The sequence below is a fragment of the Aliterella atlantica CENA595 genome (assembly GCF_000952155.1).
GTDB classification, from domain to species: Bacteria; Cyanobacteriota; Cyanobacteriia; order Cyanobacteriales; family Chroococcidiopsidaceae; genus Aliterella; species Aliterella atlantica.
This window is the reverse complement of sequence record NZ_JYON01000018.1, coordinates 1-20,824: the sequence shown is the minus strand read 5'-3', so window position 1 is coordinate 20,824 and position 20,824 is coordinate 1. Positions and strand designations below refer to the sequence as shown.

Sequence of the window (20,824 nt, the reverse complement as noted above, 5' to 3'; positions counted from 1 at the left end):
TATAAACTTATACTCTAGAAATGTAACCTCTGCAAACTAAATCGCTGCCTTATCTTCACACTTGCGCCGATTTTATGGACGTTCGATAAAGCGAGTAGCAAAATTTTGCGATCGCGTTGGCGACAGCGATCGCGCCTTCAAAATTGCCGCTGTCAAAAAAGCATAAGACAACACCCCAACAACAGCCAAAAATAACCCGCTAATTAACCCTGTAGTATTCCATAGCGCGTGCAACCCTGCCGCTGTTAGATAACCTACACCCAAAATTTGCCAGCGCTGGCGTGGCTTCAGAACGCTTAAACCAATAAAATACCCCAAATAGCCACTATACGCCATGTGTCCGGCTACAGAGCCGATAATTCGCGGTACTAGCAACTGAAAACCCACTAATTGACCGATGCCATCCCCCGCCTGCAAACTAAAATTACGAGTAATTTCCGGCACGTATTGACCGAGAGTTTCTAACAACGTAAAACCTACTGCTGAAGCCGTACCCAACAAAATTCCATCTAAAGGTTCCCACACGCCAACTCGCTCCCGCCAAGGACTTGCAAGCCGCCGACCGATAAAATACGCTGCTAGAATAGGTAAAGCTTTGAGCAATTCTTCCATCAACCCAGCGCCAAAAAACATTCTAATTAGCAACTGAGGAACCCCCACAGCTTCATCTGGAGTTGGCAACCGCCCAGGCAGAATAACGCGGAAAATAACAATAAATAACGGTAATATAGGACTGAGTAAAATTAGTGCAGTGGCGATCGCCGAGCCAAATAATACCCACCAAGGCTTATGCTTGCCACAAAGTTGATAAACAAAATAATAAGCAGCACCCGCCAAATAAGTAGCAACCAGCATTTGATTGAAAAATGCTGTTTCTTTTTGCCCTACAGTTGCAAACATTAAGACGACAAAAACAACAGTCAAAATTCCTGGAACCAAATAGGCTTTCTTAGTTAAATCGCGTCCTGTAGAAATAATGGGAAATAGTTGCGTAATACTTACCTCAGCTTCTTGCCGATCGCTAGCTAAATTAGCATTGACCGCAAAGTGCGTCCCTACTGGGGGTAATTCTGGGCAGACAAACCTAAATTCTGGACCGCGATCGCCCAACATCAAGCGATCGCCCGATTGCAACTGCTGGCAGCCAGACAACGGCTGTCCGTTTACATAAGTACCATTAGCACTACCCAAATCGCAGACCGACCATAACAAAACGCGCGCTCGCTCTTGAGGTCTGATTGCTGCATGACGGCGAGAAACCATGCCATAAACAGCAGAATCTATCGCAATTTGGCAACTAGGATCGCGCCCGATCTCAGTTTCTCGATCCTTTGCCAGCAAGTAGCGACGAGGTGGGATATTGCGTCCGCTATTTGAAGCGGGCAACTGCTCTAAAAAAAACTCGCCAACCTCTTGATTTGTCATAGTACAGACTTCTTGCCGAAATAGATAAAACAAAAAGGATAACAGGATCGATCTCCTTTACCCTTTCCCTATTTTCTATCTACCTCAGCGATTATTCGCATCGCGCACAGCAGCAACAAAAAATAACCCCGTTAGCGGCGCACTAATAGCCAAAATGATACTCGTGGTTAACCCGCCTAAATCGGGATTGCCAGAAGATAGTTCAAAAATTGAGCCGACAGCCGCGATCGCCGCTATGCAAGAACCCCCTAAGAACAACCCACTTTTCGGAGTCATTGCATTCATTTTGTTTCCTCAGTAATTGGTTTAACAGCTTTTGCCGAAAAGCCATGCTTTGATAGCTCTTGATTTAAAGCCAAAGCATTGTCTACTCGATCTACAAACAATACACCATTGAGGTGGTCGATCTCATGTTGAATGCAACGCGATAATAATTCAGTAGCTTGCAAAGTTTGGGGACGACCGTACTCATCTTTGTAGGTAATTTCTACTACTTGAGGGCGAGTCACATCCATATAAACATTGGGAATACTCAGACAACCCTCTTGAGCGACGCATAACTCTTTACTGAGACGCTTAATTGTTGGATTGATTAAAATCAGTGGTGGATTCGCGGCATTATCTGGTTCGCAGTCAATTACAATTAGTTGTTTTTGCACCGCTACTTGGGGTGCAGCAAGACCAATACCATCAGCAGTGTACATTGTTTGGAGCATTTCCCGCGCTAACTGCCGCAACTCCTGGTCTACCTTAGCCACCCGCTTAGTAGATTGCCGCAAAGCGCGATCGCCCAAATAGCGCAGCTCTAACGGTGGATTTTTTAACTTTTGTTTTTCGACTGCAATTATAGATGCCATGTACCGATGACTCGCTTTTTATGCTACTTTCCCAAATTTATCTAGTTTCAATTTTAACAACTCTTGGAGCAGTAGAGTAAAGAGTAGTTTTGAGTTTTAAGTTTTGAGTTAAAAGAAGTAAAAATAGTTTTGAGTTAGTAAGCGAGCGGGTAGAGATCCCCCTGTAGTCCCCTTGTCCCCTAGCCCCCTTATCCCCAAGGTTGTACCAAAAAGTTGATGATGTACGAGAAACTTGAATTACATTAGTGATGACGAGATATCAGCGATCGCTCTTTTGACGCGCCCAAGTTAAGCAAATAAATTACAGACAGTGGAACCTTCTCAAGCTAACGCAGCTTTATTACAAGAAATAGCCCAAAGACAGCGACTACTGGCTGAACTTAAGCAGCAAACAGAACGCGAAAGATTGATGGCAGCGATCGCCGCTCAAATTCGCGCTACTTTAAACTTGGACGAAATTCTTAATACTACAGCCAGAGAAGTCAGACAATTTCTTAATTGCGATCGCGTAGTAGTTTACCAAGTCGAACTAGCCACTGGAACAGCTAGAGTTGTTGCCGAATCAGCACTGCAAAACTGCACGTCACTATTAAATATAACTATTGCAACTCCCTTGTTTGGCGAACGTTTAGCACTATACCAACAAGGCGATATTCGCGTCCTCCACGATATCCAACAAGAAAGTAGCCCCCTGGCTATCAACGAGTTTTTGCAGCAGCAACAAGTCAAAGCTAGCCTGACAGTACCCTTGCTATATGGCGACAAATTTTGGGGATTATTAGCTATCCATCAGTGTTCTAAAACGCGTCAGTGGCAAGAATTGGAAGTCGAACTACTCAAAGAATTAGGAACGCAAGTATCGATTGCTATTCAACAATCGCAACTATACCAGCAAGTTTTACAATTAAATGCCCAGCTAGAAAATCAAGTCAAAGAGCGCACCAAGGAATTACAGCTATCGCTTGACTACGAAGCAATCCTCAAACGCATCAGCGACGACGTGCGCGACACTCTAGACGAAAATCAAATATTGCAAATTGCCGTATGGGAGTTAGCTGTAGCGATGAATATAAATGGTTGCGATAGTGCTTTGTACGATCTTGGTCAAACTACCGCTACTATCAGCTACGAGTACACTACTACTTTACCTTCCGCACAAGGCAAAGTAGTACGGATGGAAGACTTCCAAGTTGGTTACAATCAACTATTGCAAGGTCAGTTTTTTCAATTTTGCGAATTAGTACCAGGTAGTCGGGGTAAGGTCGCCATGCTGGCTTGTCCAATTTTTGACGATCGCGGTGTCATCGGCGATTTATGGCTGTTTAAGCCCCAAGCAGAGGCTTTTAACCAGCTAGAAATTAAACTGGTGCAGCAAGTCGCCAATCAATGCGCGATCGCCACTAGACAAGCGCGGTTGTATCAAGCAGTGCAAGCTCAAGTTCAAGAATTAGAAAAGTTAAATCGGCTTAAAGATGACTTTTTAAGCACCGTTTCTCACGAACTGCGGACACCCCTAGCCAATATGAAAATGGCAATTCAGATGCTAGGAATTATTTTAAATCGCAGCCAAGAACTATTTAACGAACTGCGAAAACCCCCAGGCGAACAAAGTAAAGTAGCGCGTTACTATCAGATTTTGCAAAACGAGTGCGATCGCGAACTATCTTTGATTAACAATCTTTTAGATTTGCAACACCTATTTGCAGACGAGCAACCTTTACTATTAACATCGATTCAACTACAAGCATGGTTGCCGCCATTAGTAGAACCATTCATCCACCGCGCTAGCAGCCAACAGCAAGATTTAACTTTGGATATTCCTGCCGATTTACCTAGTTTAATTTGCGATTCGACCAGTTTGGGGCGCGTGCTGTGCGAGTTAGTAGATAATGCTTGCAAATATACGCCTGAAGGCGAAAAAATTAGCGTTAGCGTCAGCGCTCAAGCAGATACAATGCAGATTTGTGTCTGCAATTATGGTGTAGAAATTCCCCCACGCGAACTTACCCTCATTTTTGAGAAGTTTTACCGCATCCCCAACAACGATCCTTGGAAGCAGGGAGGGACGGGGTTAGGATTAGCTTTAGTTAACCAAATAGTCGCGCGTTTAAATGGCACGATTGAAGTTCGTAGCGGTGGGGGGCAAACCTGCTTTATCTTAAAAATACCGCTAGTGCAGGCAGGATGAAGCTATGCCAGAATCAAATACTCAAACTACGCGATCGCAATGGCAGTGTTTGCTAGAAAATTTAGGCGCATGGCATGGTTCTTTTACCCGCTTTTCGCCTCAAGGTAATGTATTAGAAGATACACCGACGGTAGTTTCTTTTACAGGACTAAATGACAACCAAACAATGCGCCAAGTCGTCCGGCGAATGCCACCTAATCAACCAGTAGATGAGAAGGTTTTAGAATATAGTTCTTTAGGACGCGGGGTCTTATTTTTTGATAATGGCGCTTTTTCCTCTGGTTCGATCCAATTAGCGCCTTTTGCGGAATTTGGCGCAGAATTAGGCTTGATTTTGGGCGATCGCCGCTTGCGTTTGGTACAGTTATTTAACAACGGAAAATTAGATAGATTAACTTTAATCCGCGAACAGCTAGCTGGAACAAGTACCCCTGAACGCCCGCAATTAACTGTAGACGATTTGGTAGGAGAGTGGCTGGGTGAGGCTGTAACGATTTATCCCGATTGGCGATCGCCCGATATTTACCCTACTAGCTTGAAAATAATCAAAGTAGGCGATCGCTTGCGCCAAGAGTTAAGTTTTTTAGGACGCAATATTACTTCCCAAGCAAGTATCAATGGTTCTGTTCTCTACTTCGACGATACTCAAATTTTGTTACTCCCTGATGGTGCTTCTGCTACTTCTCCTTGTCAGGTAAAAGGAGGAAAAGCTTTTTTTCTGGAAGTCGGTTGGCTAGTTGCACCCCAACAACGCCAAAGGATGGTTCGCGCCTACAGCGATAAGGGAGAATGGATAAGTTTAACTTTAATTAGGGAGCAGCGTCAATAATTTTTTCCTGATTATGTACTTGTTTGGTAAAATCAAAAACACTACGTAAATCTACGCATATTGATAGATATGTGTAACATCAGATTTTAATAGTATCTAGAAAAAATACTGAGAAGTATCGTGAAGTCAATTGCTAAATCTGTTCGTTTGCAAAGTTTTCAGTTGAGCAAATCCGAAAATCCTGGGCTAGAAGCAGTAAGAACTGTAGGATTAACCGTTATTTTAGCTTTTGGCTTTCGCATGGCTGCGGCGCAGTGTTACTTAATTCCTTCTGGTTCGATGGAACCAACATTAGAAACGAACGATCGCTTAGTTGTAGATAAAGTTAGCTATCATTTCACCAAACCCAATCGCGGTGATATCGTCGTATTTACGCCACCGCAAAAAGTCACTGAGAAAGAGCGTTCTAACGATCCGTTTATTAAGCGCGTAATTGGCTTGCCAGGAGAGCAAATCGAAATCAAAGGCGGGCAGGTGTACGCGAACAATATGCCTTTAAGAGAAAATTACATTGCCGCTCAACCAAATTATACTTGGGGACCGCAAGTTGTGCCTGCTAACTCTTATTTGGTACTAGGAGACAATCGCAATCAGAGCTACGATGGACATATTTGGGGATTTGTTAGTAGCGATCGCATTATTGGTAAAGCAGTCGTTCGCTTTTGGCCCCCCGAACGTATTAGTATTTTACCTAGTTAATTGCAGCGGCTAACTTTTGTACTCCAGTTGCAATCTCCGCCTCGTCTAAATCTGCGTAACCGAAGACAAACTCACAGTTGCAAGTGTTTTTGAGGTAATACTGACGAGCGCTAACTAAGCCTACACCTACAGCCCTAGCCCGTTCAATTATGGTGCGATCGCTCAAATTAGTAGATAATCGCACCATCAAGTGCATACCTGCATTTTCGCCGCAAATTGTGATGCGATCGCTAAAGTCGTTTACTAATGCTTCTACTAAAGCTTGTCGTCGCCTGTCATAAAGCGCCCTCATGCGGCGGATATGTCTTTCTAAATGCCCTTCGTTGATAAAATCTGTCAACACATATTGCTCTAAAAGTGGCGATTGTCTATCTACCAGCCATTTAGCGCGGGCAAATACATTTACTAATTTAGGCGGTACTACTAAATAAGCAATTCGCAATGAAGGAAATAGAACCTTAGAAAATGTACCAATATAGATGACAGAATTAGTGCGATCTAATCCTTGCAATGCTGGTATAGGTCGTCCTTCGTAGCGAAATTCGCTATCATAGTCGTCTTCAATAATTAATCCGCCTGTTTGCTTCGCCCAAGCTAATAGTTCTAGCCGTCGCGACAAAGATAATAACGCTCCAGTGGGGAACTGGTGAGAAGGCGTGATATAGACTAATTTGATATTAGACAACTGGTATAGTTGCTCGATTTGCATTCCTAAGCGATCTACTGGTATAGGATAAAGCTTGGCTGCTTGAGAAAGGAAAACATGACGCGCTCCTAAATAGCCTGGATCTTCTACTGCTATTCCATCGCCTGGATCGATCGCTACGCGGCTAACTAAATCGAGGGCTTGTTGAGAACCGCCAACAATGATAATTTGGTCGGCGTGGCATTGAACAGCCCGCGACTGGATTAGATAACGGGCGATCGCGTCTCTAAGGGGTTGATATCCCAAAGAATCAGTTGCATAATCTAACATTAGGCGATCGCTTTGCCGACAATGACGCGAGATTAATTGCCGCCACAAGTTTAAAGGAAAAGCATCTAAAGCAGGTTGTCCGTAGCGAAACTCAATTGGTAAACTCAAGCGTGGCGAATATAAAGGTGCATTAGTTATTAAGTTAGTGCCATAAGTAGAGAGATTGATGTTATCGGTTACGCAATCTGTATTTGGTTGCAGGGTAGGCTTAGAGTGCAAAAATTCTTCAGGTAAAAAGTCGCAGACATAAGTACCCCCGCCGCTAATTGTTTGCAGATATCCTTCGCTAATTAGCTGTTCGTAGCTTTGAGTCACTGTAGCGCGGGAAATTGATAGAGACTTTGCCAAAGCCCGCGTTGAAGGTAATCGCTGTTTGGGTAACAATTTCCCAGCTAAAATTAATTGCCGCAAGGCTTCGTACACTTGGCGGTGCAAGGGTAGGTTACTTTGAGGATCGAGAGCGATCGCAAATTCCATAACTGGACTGGTAGATAAATTTAAAATTGGCACTTGTATAAGTCCAATTTAATTATTAGTGTAGCTGTGTAGTCAAAAATTAAATAGACATGAGCGAGACTTGCTTTACACCGACACCAAGAAGCAATATTAAGCGCTTACCGCAGCGGGGAGAATACGATCGCGCAACTATCTACCAAATTTTGGATGAAGGATTGATATGTTACGTCAGCTTTGTTGTTGACAATCAGCCCTATGTAATACCTACAGCTTACGGGCGAATTGAAGACACTTTGTATATTCACGGTTCGCCTGCTAGTCGGATGTTACGGACTTTGCAAAAAGGAGTAGAAGTCTGCGTTAACGTTACCTTACTAGATGGTTTAGTATTGGCGCGATCGGCATTTCATCACTCGATGAATTACCGCTCAGTAGTAGTATTTGGTACAGTAATAACAGTGCAAGATCCTCAAGAAAAGCTAGCAGCCCTGTATGCCTTTACCGAGCATATAATACCTGGAAGATGGGCAGAAGTGCGATCGCCAAGTCCGCAGGAAATTGCTGGCACTCTAGTATTATCTTTACCATTGGTAGAAGCTAGTGCCAAAATCCGTACTGGTGCGCCTAATGATGATGAAGCAGATTATCAATTACCAGTATGGGCTGGAGAAATACCATTGCAGTTAGTCGCATCTACACCAATTGCCGATTCTCGTTTGCGCTCAGAAATTGAGTTACCCGCTTACGTGCAGAATTACACTAGCAAAAATAGGGTGTAAGAGGACTATCGAGCTTAGATTGCAAGTTTCAGGCTATAGATAATGACTAATCTCAGCGTTAACTTAAATAAAATTGCTCTACTTAGAAATAGTCGTAATTTAGACCTACCTAGCGTTATTCAAGCGGCAAATACTTGTATAAACGCTGGCGCACATGGTATCACCGTTCACCCACGTCCAGATGAGCGACACATTAAGTATGCGGATGTCTATGCACTAGCAGAGATACTAACAGTTGAATTTAACGTTGAAGGCAATCCCACGCCGGAATTTATGGAGATTGTCTGTAGAGTGCAACCAACTCAATGCACTCTCGTACCCGATGCGCCTGATGCATTTACTTCAGATCGGGGATGGAATTTATTAGAGGAAAGCGATTGCCTTATACCAATTATTCAACAGTTAAAAGACTTGGGAATTAGAGTTAGTCTATTTATGGAATGCGATCTAGCTCAAATTCAACGCGCTCAAGAAATAGGAGCAGATCGAATTGAACTATATACAGAACCCTATGCTACAGCATATCGAACGGGTAATGTAGAATCAGTCTTTATACAATACGCTAATGCTGCTCGTAAAGCTCAATCAATTGGTTTAGGTGTAAATGCTGGACACGATCTAAATCTGCATAATCTTGGTAAGTTTTGTTCTATCCCAGGCATTTTAGAAGTATCTATCGGTCATGCATTAGTAGCTGATGCTTTAGATATGGGGTTATTTAATGCAGTCAAACAATACTTAAAGGTTCTGTCGAATACAAAGGGAGACTGATGCAGCGATCGCCTATAGAGGTAGAAACTCTTGGTTTAATCTACGGTTTTTTTGGCGTACTCGGTTTTAGTCTAACTTTGCCAGCAACGCGGGTAGCTGTAGCCGATTTAGATCCTATCTTAGTTGGCTTGGGACGTGCTTTGGTTGCAGCTATTTTAGCAGCAGCACTTTTAGGCATAACTAGACAAAAGCGCCCTTCTAGAACGCAAATAAAAAGTCTATTAATAGTTGCATTAGGTGTAATATTCGGCTTTCCTCTATTGTCTGCTTGGGCGATGCAGCGATTACCTGCATCTCACGGGGCGATTGTTTTAGGTATAGGTCCTTTGGCAACAGCGATCGCTGGAACTATCCGCGCGGGCGATCGTCCAACGCTCGGTTTTTGGCTTGCTAGTATTTTCGGCAGCATTATAGTAGTTAGTTTTGCTGTCATTTCTGGTGCAGGGCATTTGCAAATGGCAGATATTGCCTTACTAGCAGCAATGATTTTTGCTGCTTTCGGTTACGCTGAGGGCGGACGTTTGGCGCAGGTAATGGGTGGTTGGCAGGTTATTTGTTGGGCTTTGGTAATAGCTGCCCCGATCGCATTTTTACCCACCGTTTTTGCAATAATGCAGCATGGGTTAGTTGCTTCGCCTACGGCTTGGTTGGGGTTTGGTTATGTTTGTGTTGTCAGTCAGTTTTTTGCCTTCTTTGCTTGGTATCAAGGCTTGGCAATTGGTGGTGTAGCCAGGGTTAGTCAAATTCAACTGTTGCAACCATTTTTGACAATTTTTGCTTCAGCTTTGTTATTAGGTGAAGCGATCGCACCTATAACTATTGGCTGTGCGATTCTTGTGTTTATCTCTGTAATTTTAGGCAAAAAAGCAGCAGTTCAACGCCAATTGATCGCTCGGTAGAATAAAGGTGCGATCGCTAGCAATTGTGTTTGCAAGCAGAATAACTAAAGGGCGATCGCGTCTTTGCTTGTATCTTCAGCTTGCGCCTTCGCTAAATATTGCTCAATCGCCTCTCTGATTAAATCTGGTACTGTGCATTGTTTGGAGATCGCTAACTCTTTTAGCTGGTGCTTGACATCTGGATGCACCTGCGCCTTTACCTGCTCTGATAGCGGCTCGGCTCTACCGTTATCAAAGCGGTACTTCGTCCCAAAGTCTGGATTGCCACCTGGTCGCGCCATTTGCAAAGTCTAACTTAACATGGGTTAATTATAGCGCTTTTCAGGGTTAAATAGCATGAATTAATAGTCTTTATAGCGCCGTACAATGATATTATTAATTTAGGGATGAGAAAGCTGGAACCTCGCTCATCCCAGTTTTTTAGTGGTTAGACACCATGAATATTCTAGAACAAACTGCCCGTCAGTCGTACTCAGTTATAAAAGTTTCTGCTCGTGTTGCTGAGAAGCAAGTTTCCCTATCTTTCTATCAATTGGGCTTGGAGTTAGATGGCGATCGCAACTTTAGTTCTGAAGTTGTTGAGGAATTAAGCGATGATGAATTGAGCGATCGCCACCGCTTGGAATTGCGAGTAGAACGGGTATTTTATGAGGCAGGGACAGCACTACGAGAACTTAGAGATAGAAAGCTTTACAGAGACACGCATCGGACATTTGAGGATTACTGCAAAAATCGGTTTGGATATCACCGTCGTCACTGTTATCAACTAATTGATGCTGCAGATGTAGTAGAGAATTTGTGCGCTAATAGCGCACAAAAAAAATCAGGCACAAGTGGCGCACACATTCTCCCAACCAATGAATATCAAGTTAGACCGCTAACCAAGTTAGAACCAGCCCAACAAATCATGATTTGGCAGCAAGCTGTAGAGTCAGCAGGCGGGAAAGCCCCCAGTGGTCGTATAGTCAAAAGTATTGTTGAGCAACTGAAGGAAAGACCATTGCGTTATGCTACTGAATTTTGTGCTGTTGGCGATGTTTTTACGCTCACTCAATTAGAGGGGGAGGAACGCAGATATAATTGCTACCCTTGTGTGGCGGTAGATTTGAATGAATTTACTGTCAAGGTGGATGTTTGTAATACAACGATCGCTGTCAAACCAGAAAATTTAAAATCAGTTGATTCGCCTGACGTAGTACATCAATTTCCGATCGTCTTGAGACGAATTAGGCGGCTGTGGCAATGCGAGTTAGACAGAGGTGCGACTTCTGTGTTAGAGGCTTTGAGTAAACAAACTTATTTGACTGATTTAGAAGAGAAATTATTAACTTTTCTAGAACGAGAATACAAAATTGACACCGAGACTTGATGAGTATGTTCTTTTAAAAAATGAGACTCAGTTTATGTGAATTCAGAATTTTTGCGGCGATCGCACCGTAATTTCGCCCCAGATGCGATCGCACCAGCAACTAGAACTAATCTCAAAATTTACATCATGGCTTACGTACAGGTAGCAGAATAACTAATCACTTTAGCAAGTGACTTCGTAAACATCAGGCTCTAGCCATTAGACAAAACAACACACAGAAATAAAAGTTTTACCAGTCATTGCGTCACTGCATAGATTATTTTAGGTTTTGACTTACAATTTAGAGTGATGGACGGTATATTTTTTATTCTTTAATATTCAAGAGTAATTGATAATGTGTGGATGTAGGAACAACCTCAAGTACATATTTTTTAAAAATTGTAGTTTTTTCTTTTATTTGCTTATCTAAATTTCTATTATCTTTAAATGACTGTTCGTTGTACGAATAAGCAACAGAGACAGCTTCAATCGCTACTAAAATCAAGTTTTGAATGCATTTCACATTGTCGGTATTAGCAATTGCATCTACAACTTCTTCGGCAATTTTCACTACAATCTCTAAATCAGCATTTGAATCACCATACCAGTACCCCGATAAAAAATGCATCATTGATTCTCTATTAAACAGTGTAGAAGTATTCAGTAGAGAATATACTTGCGTGTCAGCAGAATATTTAGAGGAGATGTAACAAAATATCCGTCCTAATCGCCATGCTTCATCTCCGTCTCGAAATACTGATAAAAGCTTTAGTTTGTTTGTTAAACATTCAACAACCTCTTCTGGAGGATAATTGCTCAAAAAAGTATCGACTTCATCTTCATGTAATACAAATATATCTGATTCAAAAAAGGTACTTAGTCTCTGCTTGAAGTTTGCCATCTGTTATAGTTTAGTTTTCCACTAAGGACTACTTAAGTAGATAATTGACGATCGCGCCTACACAAGCATAATAATACGAGACTAGAAAGGTACTTTAATACTGAATTTGACAATTTCCCAGCTAATAGTAAAAGCTACCGTTATTCAGCTTTACTAACACAATGTAACTATGTAATTTGAATGCAAAGTTCTATTTTTGTCTGCTAGCCTCTTTTTGCAATCTACGAGCAAATTCAGGATAATTTTCTAGTTCGTCAAAAGAATTCGTAGCTGGGTGTTTAATTCTATTTTCCTGCGCGTGCAACTTATCCATATAAGCCTGAAATGCTGCTTCATCATCGCGATGATTTAAGACGTAAGTTCGTAACTCTTCCTTACTCATTGTCTGAAAATTTGGTTTCATAATTACTCTATCCATTCACCAAGTGGGTCTATTTCAATCTCAACCTCTTCCCCAATTAACATAAACATATTGTTAGTCCGATCGTCAAAGCGGACGAAATTAATGGGTAAATACATTCTCGTTGCCCAGCAACTTAGAATATAACATCGCATTATTTGTGCTGTTGTAGGAATAGCTTGTCTCCTCTTTTGACATCTTCATTACATTGCTGCTAGCGATCGCACCACAATCTGGTTCCAAATGCGATCGCCACTCCTCCAATTATGCAGACTGCAAGCAATTTTTAGCTTCGGTAGCTACTGCTTCTACTTCATCATTTGCCAACGTCTCTATAGTATTACGGGCTTGTTCGCCGCCTAACTTATGCAAAGCTTGTACTACTCGATAGCGAATTTGCCAATCTGCGTTACTAGCGTAAGGAATTAACAGTTCAACTGCTTGCTTGTCTCCCAAATCGCCCAAAGAACTAATCGCCGCAGTTTGTACCAAGTCATTTTCTGAATTTAGTGCTTCAGTCAGCAAATCTAGAGATCGCGGATCTCCTAATTCCCCCAACGTCGCCACAATACTAAACTTGACTAACCATTCAGGAGTATTGTGATAAAGTTGCTGCAAGTCTTCATAAGCTTGAGTAAGTTTCAAAGCCCCCAAGCAGTCAGCAGCAGCGGCTTGTACGTCTGGTTCTGGATCGTTAATTAAGCGATCGCGCAATAAGTGCAAAGATAGTTCCAAATCTTGTCCGCCTAGCGTATCCATTTGACTCACAGCAGAATAGCGCACGCGGGCGTTGCGATCTTGACTGGCGCTTTGGACAAGTTCAAAAGCAACTTTTGTATCTTCCAATTCGCGGATTTGGTTTACCGCCCGCAAGCGATCGCCCAAATCCTCAGAACTGAGCATTTGCTTAACAGATTCAGGAGTAACAGTCATTTTTTTATACTTGATAAATTGATTAATCTTGACTTGCTGCCATCGCGCGGATAATATCGCCACGAGTAAGAATCCCGATAACATGACTTTCGCCATCTACTACAGGTAAACGGCGCACGTCGCGATCGTGAAGTATCTGCGCTGCTTCGCGTAAAGGCTTGTCAGGTGCAATAGTCACAGGATCTTTGCTCATGACTTCCCCAACAGTTTGCCCCAATGCTTTGTGTAAATCGCGCTCGTAAGTAGCAGGATTTTTGAGAAAAATGACGCTATCGAGAAACATAATGTAGGCAGGCGGAGTTACGCCAGTTTCTTGCCACATCAAGTCTGTTTCCGAAATAATTCCTACTAAACGATTGTCATCATCTACAACTGGTAGCCCGCTAACTCGGCGTTCTGCCAGAATTGCGATCGCTTCATTAAGAGGTGTTTGGGGCTTAACGACGACTGGTTGAGGTGTCATCGCTTCAGCAACGGTTTTAGGCATTGATAAGCTGCTTGTTGAGATTGTGGTTCTACATTTATTGTAGAAAATTGCGGCTCCCCAGAAATTTAATGTAAAGATTGTTATTTCTACAAATGCCTAGATCGCGTGCAAATTAAATCTCTAGGCAACGTTACTTTTACCGATCGGTTGGGAATTATGAAGGGGAAAAGGAAATTTTCCTTGGACAAACGCTTTAGCTAGGTATTCTCACACCTGCTAATGCGATCGCGCTGTTTCCCATAAACCGTACTTTGAGATGCTAAAAATTTTTCTAGCTAATCTTTCTCTGTTTGGGCATGATGTATCTACTTTAAAGCTTCTAGGATGGGGAATAGGAAATCTCTGCATTTGGTTGTTATTTACCGCCGACTTACAAGCTGCTACCCAACTACCTGAGACTGGGTTCAGTCGAGAATTTATCAATAAGGACACTACTAATAGAGCAAGTTCCTCAACCTTATTACGCCGTCAACCGTTATTAATTGCTGCGCCAGAAAACTTCAATCCCAGCTTAAAAATTGCGCCGCCACCACCACCAAAACCTCCAGAAGCACCAAAGCCTCCAGCCCTGATAGAGACCACTAAACCTACTGTCGTATGGGACAGCCTGCAAGTAGATTTTCGCAACAATTTAGATAATGTTGACCAAAGCAATCAATTTATCGAACCAACGGCGCAGTTTCGCTTGCAAAATGGGAACAAAATTATCTTTAAAACAGGTTTTAACTCTTTTGACCAACCAGGAGTAGAATCAATTACCAATATTCCCTTTCAAGTTGGCTGGGAAGGAAAAATTAACCAACTGACTGTGCAAACAGCATTAGGAGTCGATTTATTTGACAGATTGCCTACAGCTATTAATCTTGATGCTAGGGTAGAAGCGCCTATTGGTATAAACGTCGATCCTACGGGTAAATTGCGATCGGGTTTGGTGGTATCGGCAAATTTAGAACAAGGACCATACAAACACAATGCTAGAACTTTAGACAATCAAATTACTGCTTGGCGATTTGGTCCTGACTTATATTGGCAAATTGACTCTAATACTAGCTTGTTTGCTTCATTTCGCTTGGGTAAATACAACGATCGCAACGACGAACGGCAGCTTTTTAGCAGGTTAGAGCGCAAATTAGGGCAATTTTCGGTAGCTGCTAACTTATTTAACTGGAGTTACGATCGCAATTTAGAATCTACCAGCGGCTATTTTTCCCCACCTGATTTCTTGGTTTACAACGCTGAATTAGCTTGGGAAGGCGATGTTTTTGAGTTTTTAAGCTGTCGGCTATCTGCAACTTTAGGACGACAAAGGTTGCAGGGAAAAATCGATCGTGCTAATGACTACCAAGCTCGTTGTACGGCGAAAATTTCACCCAATGTAGAAGCAGACCTTGGCTATGCTTTTTCTAACGTCAAAAATAATACGGGTGCTGAGAACTACAACGGTCGCACTTTAACAGGTCAACTGCGATTTAAATTTTGATCGAAATTAATGTTACTTAATGCAAAAACTTGGGAAGTATGAAGAGGGAATGAAGCAACAAAAACTTACATTTATCCAAGAGGTTGCATTCCCGATGAATTTTGATTTTGAACCGCCACCGACAAAGTTATCCTGGCTAGCTTCTCTAGGTGGAGTGGTGACAGCAGTAATTGCGATCGCTGGTTTAAATTTTTGGTCGCAGCAGCTTACCAAATCGGCTAACCAACAACAATTAGCAACGACATCTGCAAAAACAGTCCCCCAAGCTGAATCAATTGCTAGTCTCGATGCGGCATCAGTAGTTTTACCTGGACAACCTATAAGTCCTGACGAACTGACAGCTAATAAAATTGCTTATGTTGCGCCCAACGTTGGCAGTTTAACTTCAGCCGAAAAAGAACTTGCGGCTTCTGCGTGGTCGTATTTCGAGCGTAACTGGAACGATGAAACTGGCTTAGTTAATTCTGCCGACAAATTTAGTTCGGTAACGATGTGGGATCAAGCAGCGGGGATTGCAGCTTTAGTTAGCGCCAAAGAACTCAACCTTGTTTCCCAAGCTGAGTTTGAAAGCAAAATGACTAAGATGCTAAAAACTCTAGCATCTATGCCTTTGTATAAAGGAGAATTGCCAAACAAAGTCTACAATGCCAAAACTCTCGTCCCTGTCAACTACGGACAATTAGACAAACGCGCGGAAATTGGGTGGTCGGCTATCGATTTAGGCAGAATGGCAATATGGCTCAAAATTGTTGGAGCAAAGTATCCCCAGTTCCAAGGGCAAACAGCCGCAGTCTGGAAACATTGGCAAGTCAAACGGCTGACTTCTGGCGGGCAAATGTATGGTACTGCTGTAGTTAATGGCAAAGAACAGTACAACCAAGAAGGGCGCTTAGGTTATGAAGATTATGCTGCTTATGGCTTGAAATTGTGGGGATTGGATGTGAGGAAAGCATTGGGCGATCGCTCTAACACTGCTTTTGTCAATCTTTACGGACAAGGCGTTCCCTACGATCGCCGCGATTATAAAACATCTGGCGCTAATAACTACGTACTGAGCGAACCATATATCTTAGATGGGATTGAAACAGGATTTCAGTCCTTACCTAAAGCTTATGCGGACAGAGTTTTAGCCGCTCAAGAGGCTCGCTATCAAGCAACCAAACAATTAACCGCCGTTACCGAAGATAACTTAGATCGAGCGCCTTATTTTGTCTACAGCAGCTTGTTTGTCAACGGCGAACCTTGGGCAACAATCTCAGATACTCGCACAAAACACAACGATTTGCGCTTTTTGAGTGCCAAAGCTGCGATCGGTTGGCACGTACTTTATCACACTGACTACACCCGCTCTTTAGTTGATTTTGTCCAAGCTAACCTCAAATCAGAAAGTGGTTGGTATAACGGCTATTATGAAACGCTCAAGCAACCAAATCGCTCTTTGACTGCTAATAATAACGGCGTAATTTTAGAAAGCTTGCTCTACAAACAAGTAGGCAAACCTCTGATTGTTTGGGCTGGAGTTAGTGAATAATTCGTAATTCGTAATTCGTAATTCGTAATTACGGACCAAAAATGCCGTTCCCGCATTATTAATTGAAATTTACCAACAATTTACTTAACTATGATGCAAACACACCGCCGATCAAAGCGGGTGAGATGGATTGCTTTGTTTTTGATTGGGACGCTGACTTCATTTTTGTTATACGTTCCTACCCAATCATTAGCGCAGAATGCTAGTCCTACCTCTACCCCAAATAGCTGTAGTAATATTACCGTTCCTCTTACTCCTGACGAACTAACTTATGCTCGTGCGTCTTGGCAATATTTTGTCAAAAACTATCAACCTGCAACCGGACTTACTAATGCTACAGGTGGTTATCCCTCAACTACGCTTTGGGATGTGGGTAACTATGTAATGGCGCTCAATTCTGCGCGGTGGTTGAATTTGATCGACCAAGCAGACTTTGACGCGCGTTTGAATAAATTTTTGACTACTCTTAGCGGACTGAGATTATTTGAAGATACTTTACCCAACAAAGCCTACAACACAACTAACGCTCAGATGAGCGATTATGGCAATAATCCAGTAGAACGCGGAATTGGGTGGTCGGCGTTAGATATTGGGCGGTTGCTAGCAGCATTTGATGTTGTGCGCTCTTGTCATCCTCAATATAATGATTGGCTCACAAGTATTGTTACCAAATGGCAAATAGGGCGATCGCTTGCTAAGGGACAATTGCAAGGAGCAACGATTCAGGCTGATAAAAGTACGCTTTTAGTCCAAGAAGGTCGTTTGGGTTATGAAGAATATGCCGCTAGAGGTTACGAACGCTGGGGTTTTAAGGCTGATAAAGCGATCGCATTTGAACCATTTACTTTAGTTGAAATCAATGGTGTAAAAATCCCAGTTGATACGCGCGATTTTCAAACTACAAACGCTAATAACTATGTCGTCAGCGAGTCCTACATCCTAGATGCGATTGAATTTGGTCTGCAAGGCGATTTAGCCGACTATGCGGCTAGAGTCTTGGAAGTGCAAAAACGTCGCTACGAAGAGACAGGACAGCTAACAGCGGTCACAGAAGACAATATTGACCAAGCTCCTTACTTTCTCTATAACACTGTTTATGCTAACGGTAAGACTTGGGCAACAATTACCGATACTAACCAGCCTTATCCTCAACTGCGTAGTATCAGTACCAAAGCTGCTTTTGGCTGGCGCTATCTTTATCCAGATAATGCTTATGCTCAAAAGCTTTTTGATGCAGTCAAAGACCTCCGTAGCCCTGAAGATAGCGGCTATTATGCTGGAATTTATGAAGAGACAAAACAACCAAATAAAGCTCTAACTGGTAATACAAACGGGCTGATTTTGGAAATTTTGTACTATAAAGCTAGGGGAAATCGTCCTTTAATTGCTTCTAGTGGTGTGAGCGTTTCTACGGGTACGCCTGGGGAAAATACTCCCCCACCAGCAGAAACACCTAGTCCTAATGCCCAAGTTACTATTTCAACTCCGGCTAATCCTGCTCCTACTAAACCTAAGTTATTGGAAGTTGCTGTTGAACCAATAGCCGCAGTTGGTAAGCCTAAATCTGCATCTATCAAATTAGCTAAACCCCTAAGTGCTGTAGAAAAACGTTATGCAACGGCAGCTTGGCAGTATTTTGATACCAACTATCATGATAAAAACGGGCTGATAGACGATCGCAGTGACTTTAAAGGTGCAACTTTGTGGGGATTAGGCGATTATTTAGCAGCACTCCACGCCGCGCGATCGCTTGATATAATCTCTGCACAGAAATTCGACTATCGAGTACGCCATTTATTAGCTGCTGTGGGTAAATTGCCGCTATTTGCTGGAGAACTGCCCAATCGCGGCTACGATACTCGGTCGCTAAAACCTGTAGACTATGGTGGCAATGTAGTTCCTGAAGGTACTGGCTGGTCGGCTTTGGATGTAGGTAGAATGCTAGCAGCGCTCTACAACTTAAAGACTTTTCACCCCGAATATACAACTGCTGTCGATAAAATTGTCCTCGATTGGTCGTATTTGCGAGTAGTGCGCGATGGTATTTTATCTAGCGCTAACGTGACTAAAGATGCTGACGGGCGATTCTTTACCCGTGTCAACCCTGAAACTCGCTTGGGTTATGAAGAATACGCCGCGCGGGCTTTTCAATTGTGGGGTTTTGATGTAAATAAATCTGCTGTGGGCGGTGAATATCAAACGGCTGAAGTTGAAGGAATGAAAGTTCCAATCCAACGCCGCCGCAACGATACTAATACTAAAAACCAATATACAGTTAGCGATCCTTTCTTGTTGTACGGGTTGGAATTTGGCTTAGATCCGAAAATGCGATCGCTTTTTGAGCCAATATTAATGGCGCAAGCCGAACGTTACCGTCAAACCAAAACCCTTACAGCCTCAGCAACTACCTTAATTGACCGCAAACCTTACACTATTCACAGCACAATTATCGCTGAAGGTAAGCCTTGGGTAGCTGTAGGAGATGATGGCGAACCCGCACCAGATGAGCGATTGGTGAGTACAGCAGTTGCATTCGCTTTTCAAGCCTTGGTTCCAGACAATGAATATACTCAAGAGTTAGCAGCAGCAACGACTGACTTATATAACCCATTGCTAGGATTCTATGAGGGCTTCTATGAAAAAACTGGGAAAACTGCGATCGGTTTTACTAGCAGTACCAACAGTACAATTTTGCAATCATTGTTGTACTCAGCAACGCAGCAGCCTTTTATTCAACCGAATCGTAACGCCAAATCTCCTTGGTGGCGAGCGATCGCATCGGGAAATTCTGGTCGTGGTTTACCAACAATTGCTAAACCCCAAGCGCAAATGATGTCTGATAATGCAGGCAAATATTGGGTAACAAGCGATCGTTAAAACATAAATGATGTTGTAAAGGCGCGATCGCATTGTGCCTTTACAATAGACCTGCTGAAACACTAGAAATAGTATGGCAAAAGATCGCTCTTCAATAGCTAAAGGTTACGATGACTTCCTCCGAGATTTGAAAGAACGCATCCGCAGCGCCCAAGTGCGGGCGGTACTAGCTGTCAACCGCGAATTAGTATTACTGTACTGGCAGATTGGGCGAGATATCCTGAGTAGACAACAACAGCAAGGCTAGGGAGCAAAGGTAATTGAGCGCTTATCTGCTGATTTGCGAACCTCGTTTCCAGAAATGAAAGGCTTTTCTAGGACAAATTTGCTTTACATGAGAGCATTTGCTGAAGCTTACTCGGACGAGCAAATTGTCCAGCAGCTTGCTGGACAAATACCTTGGTTTCATAACTGTACTATTTTAGATAAGGTAAAAGACCCTAGCGAACGGCTGTGGTATATCCAGCAAACAATTGAGTGCGGTTGGAGTCGCAACGTTCTAGTTCATCAGATTGAAAGCGGACTGTATCGCCGCCAGGGAAAAGCAACTAATAACTTCGATCGCACTCTCCCTCAACCTCAATCAGAACTTGCACAGCAGTTATTGAAAGATCCCTATAATTTTGACTTTTTGAGTTTGGGAAAAGATGCACGAGAGCGCGACTTAGAACGAGCTTTGATAGACCACATCCGCGATTTCTTGTTGGAACTAGGAGTAGGCTTTGCTTTTGTAGGTAGCCAGTACCATCTTGAGGTAGGAGGACAAGACTTTTACATCGATTTATTGTTCTATCATCTACGATTGAGATGCTATGTGGTCGTTGACTTGAAAATGTCTAATTTCCAGCCAGAGTTTTCTGGTATAGCTCTACGCAAGAACATTAGGACAGTCTTTGAAGGCGGCATCAACACAATCACGAAAGTTATCAAATTCATCCCATCGCTGCCGCATCCAATTGTTCAGGACAAACCGCGAAAGCTTTGCGGA

At 42.8% G+C, this 20,824-nt stretch carries 21 protein-coding genes and 1 pseudogene; 11 read left to right on the top strand and 11 right to left on the bottom strand.

From position 1 onward, the window contains the following. Positions 1 to 72: 72 nt before the first annotated feature. The 3 genes from UH38_RS16115 to def form a co-directional block, all read right to left on the bottom strand. Positions 73 to 1,425, bottom strand: a complete 1,353-nt coding sequence (locus tag UH38_RS16115) for a PrsW family glutamic-type intramembrane protease (RefSeq protein WP_045055699.1) — start codon at positions 1,423 to 1,425, stop codon at positions 73 to 75. Between the two features lie 84 nt (positions 1,426 to 1,509). Further along, entirely contained in the window at positions 1,510 to 1,710 is a 201-nt protein-coding gene (locus UH38_RS16110) for a hypothetical protein (protein WP_045055698.1), read from the bottom strand. Continuing rightward, complete coding sequence (gene def / locus UH38_RS16105; protein ID WP_045055697.1) at positions 1,707 to 2,282, bottom strand: peptide deformylase; 576 nt, start codon at positions 2,280 to 2,282, stop codon at positions 1,707 to 1,709. Before def ends, UH38_RS16110 begins: the two co-directional genes overlap by 4 nt. 310 nt (positions 2,283 to 2,592) lie before the next feature. Here def and UH38_RS16100 point away from each other — a divergent pair, with 310 nt between their 5' ends. The 3 genes from UH38_RS16100 to lepB all read left to right on the top strand — a co-directional run bounded on the left by UH38_RS16100 (position 2,593) and on the right by lepB (position 5,998). Next, complete coding sequence (locus UH38_RS16100) at positions 2,593 to 4,470, top strand: sensor histidine kinase (RefSeq protein WP_052672416.1); 1,878 nt, start codon at positions 2,593 to 2,595, stop codon at positions 4,468 to 4,470. A gap of 4 nt (positions 4,471 to 4,474) precedes the next feature. Beyond that, positions 4,475 to 5,299, top strand: coding sequence for a DUF3598 family protein (locus tag UH38_RS16095; RefSeq protein ID WP_045055696.1), 825 nt, complete (start codon positions 4,475 to 4,477; stop codon positions 5,297 to 5,299). A 162-nt stretch (positions 5,300 to 5,461) separates the two neighbouring features. Beyond that, the gene (gene lepB, locus UH38_RS16090) at positions 5,462 to 5,998 is read left to right on the top strand and encodes a signal peptidase I (protein ID WP_235355302.1); all 537 of its coding nucleotides are present in this window, start codon (positions 5,462 to 5,464) and stop codon (positions 5,996 to 5,998) included. On the opposite strand, the gene pdxR is transcribed toward lepB, so the two are convergent. Further along, positions 5,991 to 7,451 carry a MocR-like pyridoxine biosynthesis transcription factor PdxR gene (gene pdxR / locus UH38_RS16085; protein WP_045055752.1) on the bottom strand — a complete coding sequence of 487 codons (1,461 nt, stop codon included), beginning with the start codon at positions 7,449 to 7,451 and terminating at the stop codon, positions 5,991 to 5,993. The genes lepB and pdxR overlap by 8 nt on opposite strands. A gap of 89 nt (positions 7,452 to 7,540) precedes the next feature. Between pdxR and UH38_RS16080 the strand changes: the two genes are divergently transcribed. Genes UH38_RS16080 through UH38_RS16070 form a run of 3 tightly spaced genes read left to right on the top strand, consistent with a single transcriptional unit; the run spans position 7,541 to position 9,879 of the window. Further along, a complete protein-coding gene (locus tag UH38_RS16080) occupies positions 7,541 to 8,209 on the top strand; it encodes a pyridoxamine 5'-phosphate oxidase family protein (protein ID WP_045055694.1) in 669 nt (222 codons plus the stop codon). A 42-nt stretch (positions 8,210 to 8,251) separates the two neighbouring features. Then, positions 8,252 to 8,980, top strand: coding sequence for a pyridoxine 5'-phosphate synthase (locus tag UH38_RS16075; protein WP_045055693.1), 729 nt, complete (start codon positions 8,252 to 8,254; stop codon positions 8,978 to 8,980). Then, positions 8,980 to 9,879 carry a DMT family transporter gene (locus UH38_RS16070; RefSeq protein ID WP_045055692.1) on the top strand — a complete coding sequence of 300 codons (900 nt, stop codon included), beginning with the start codon at positions 8,980 to 8,982 and terminating at the stop codon, positions 9,877 to 9,879. Before UH38_RS16075 ends, UH38_RS16070 begins: the two co-directional genes overlap by 1 nt. Before the next feature lie 44 nt (positions 9,880 to 9,923). Here UH38_RS16070 and UH38_RS16065 read toward each other — a convergent pair whose 3' ends face one another. Next, the gene (locus tag UH38_RS16065; protein WP_045055691.1) at positions 9,924 to 10,160 is read right to left on the bottom strand and encodes a ribbon-helix-helix protein, CopG family; all 237 of its coding nucleotides are present in this window, start codon (positions 10,158 to 10,160) and stop codon (positions 9,924 to 9,926) included. Between the two features lie 155 nt (positions 10,161 to 10,315). Here UH38_RS16065 and UH38_RS16060 point away from each other — a divergent pair, with 155 nt between their 5' ends. Beyond that, positions 10,316 to 11,248, top strand: coding sequence for a hypothetical protein (locus UH38_RS16060; RefSeq protein ID WP_052672415.1), 933 nt, complete (start codon positions 10,316 to 10,318; stop codon positions 11,246 to 11,248). A gap of 304 nt (positions 11,249 to 11,552) precedes the next feature. Here UH38_RS16060 and UH38_RS16055 read toward each other — a convergent pair whose 3' ends face one another. From UH38_RS16055 to UH38_RS16040, 6 genes are all read right to left on the bottom strand, one after another. After that, the gene (locus tag UH38_RS16055) at positions 11,553 to 12,128 is read right to left on the bottom strand and encodes a hypothetical protein (RefSeq protein WP_045055690.1); all 576 of its coding nucleotides are present in this window, start codon (positions 12,126 to 12,128) and stop codon (positions 11,553 to 11,555) included. Between the two features lie 190 nt (positions 12,129 to 12,318). Then, positions 12,319 to 12,531 carry a DUF6887 family protein gene (locus tag UH38_RS16050; RefSeq protein WP_200892467.1) on the bottom strand — a complete coding sequence of 71 codons (213 nt, stop codon included), beginning with the start codon at positions 12,529 to 12,531 and terminating at the stop codon, positions 12,319 to 12,321. A 2-nt stretch (positions 12,532 to 12,533) separates the two neighbouring features. Then, complete coding sequence (locus UH38_RS28215) at positions 12,534 to 12,647, bottom strand: DUF6888 family protein (protein WP_407640457.1); 114 nt, start codon at positions 12,645 to 12,647, stop codon at positions 12,534 to 12,536. Further along, complete coding sequence (locus UH38_RS27690) at positions 12,631 to 12,792, bottom strand: hypothetical protein (RefSeq protein ID WP_235355300.1); 162 nt, start codon at positions 12,790 to 12,792, stop codon at positions 12,631 to 12,633. Before UH38_RS27690 ends, UH38_RS28215 begins: the two co-directional genes overlap by 17 nt. Then, positions 12,793 to 13,461: a phycobilisome degradation protein NblB gene (gene nblB / locus UH38_RS16045; RefSeq protein ID WP_045055689.1), complete on the bottom strand. Its 669-nt coding sequence runs from the start codon at positions 13,459 to 13,461 to the stop codon at positions 12,793 to 12,795. Between the two features lie 22 nt (positions 13,462 to 13,483). Beyond that, positions 13,484 to 13,948, bottom strand: a complete 465-nt coding sequence (locus UH38_RS16040) for a CBS domain-containing protein (protein WP_200892466.1) — start codon at positions 13,946 to 13,948, stop codon at positions 13,484 to 13,486. Positions 13,949 to 14,204: 256 nt separating this feature from the next. On the opposite strand from UH38_RS16040, the gene UH38_RS16035 reads away from it, so the two are divergent. From UH38_RS16035 to UH38_RS27685, 4 genes and pseudogenes are all read left to right on the top strand, one after another. After that, complete coding sequence (locus UH38_RS16035; RefSeq protein WP_045055688.1) at positions 14,205 to 15,428, top strand: hypothetical protein; 1,224 nt, start codon at positions 14,205 to 14,207, stop codon at positions 15,426 to 15,428. A gap of 94 nt (positions 15,429 to 15,522) precedes the next feature. Beyond that, on the top strand, positions 15,523 to 16,959 hold the full coding sequence (locus UH38_RS16030) for a DUF3131 domain-containing protein (RefSeq protein ID WP_052672424.1): 1,437 nt from the start codon (positions 15,523 to 15,525) through the stop codon (positions 16,957 to 16,959). 90 nt (positions 16,960 to 17,049) lie between these two features. Continuing rightward, positions 17,050 to 19,836, top strand: a complete 2,787-nt coding sequence (locus UH38_RS16025; protein WP_045055687.1) for a DUF3131 domain-containing protein — start codon at positions 17,050 to 17,052, stop codon at positions 19,834 to 19,836. 73 nt (positions 19,837 to 19,909) lie between these two features. Further along, positions 19,910 to 20,698: pseudogene (locus tag UH38_RS27685) on the top strand (PDDEXK nuclease domain-containing protein); the annotation flags it as partial. Positions 20,699 to 20,824 lie beyond the last annotated feature (126 nt).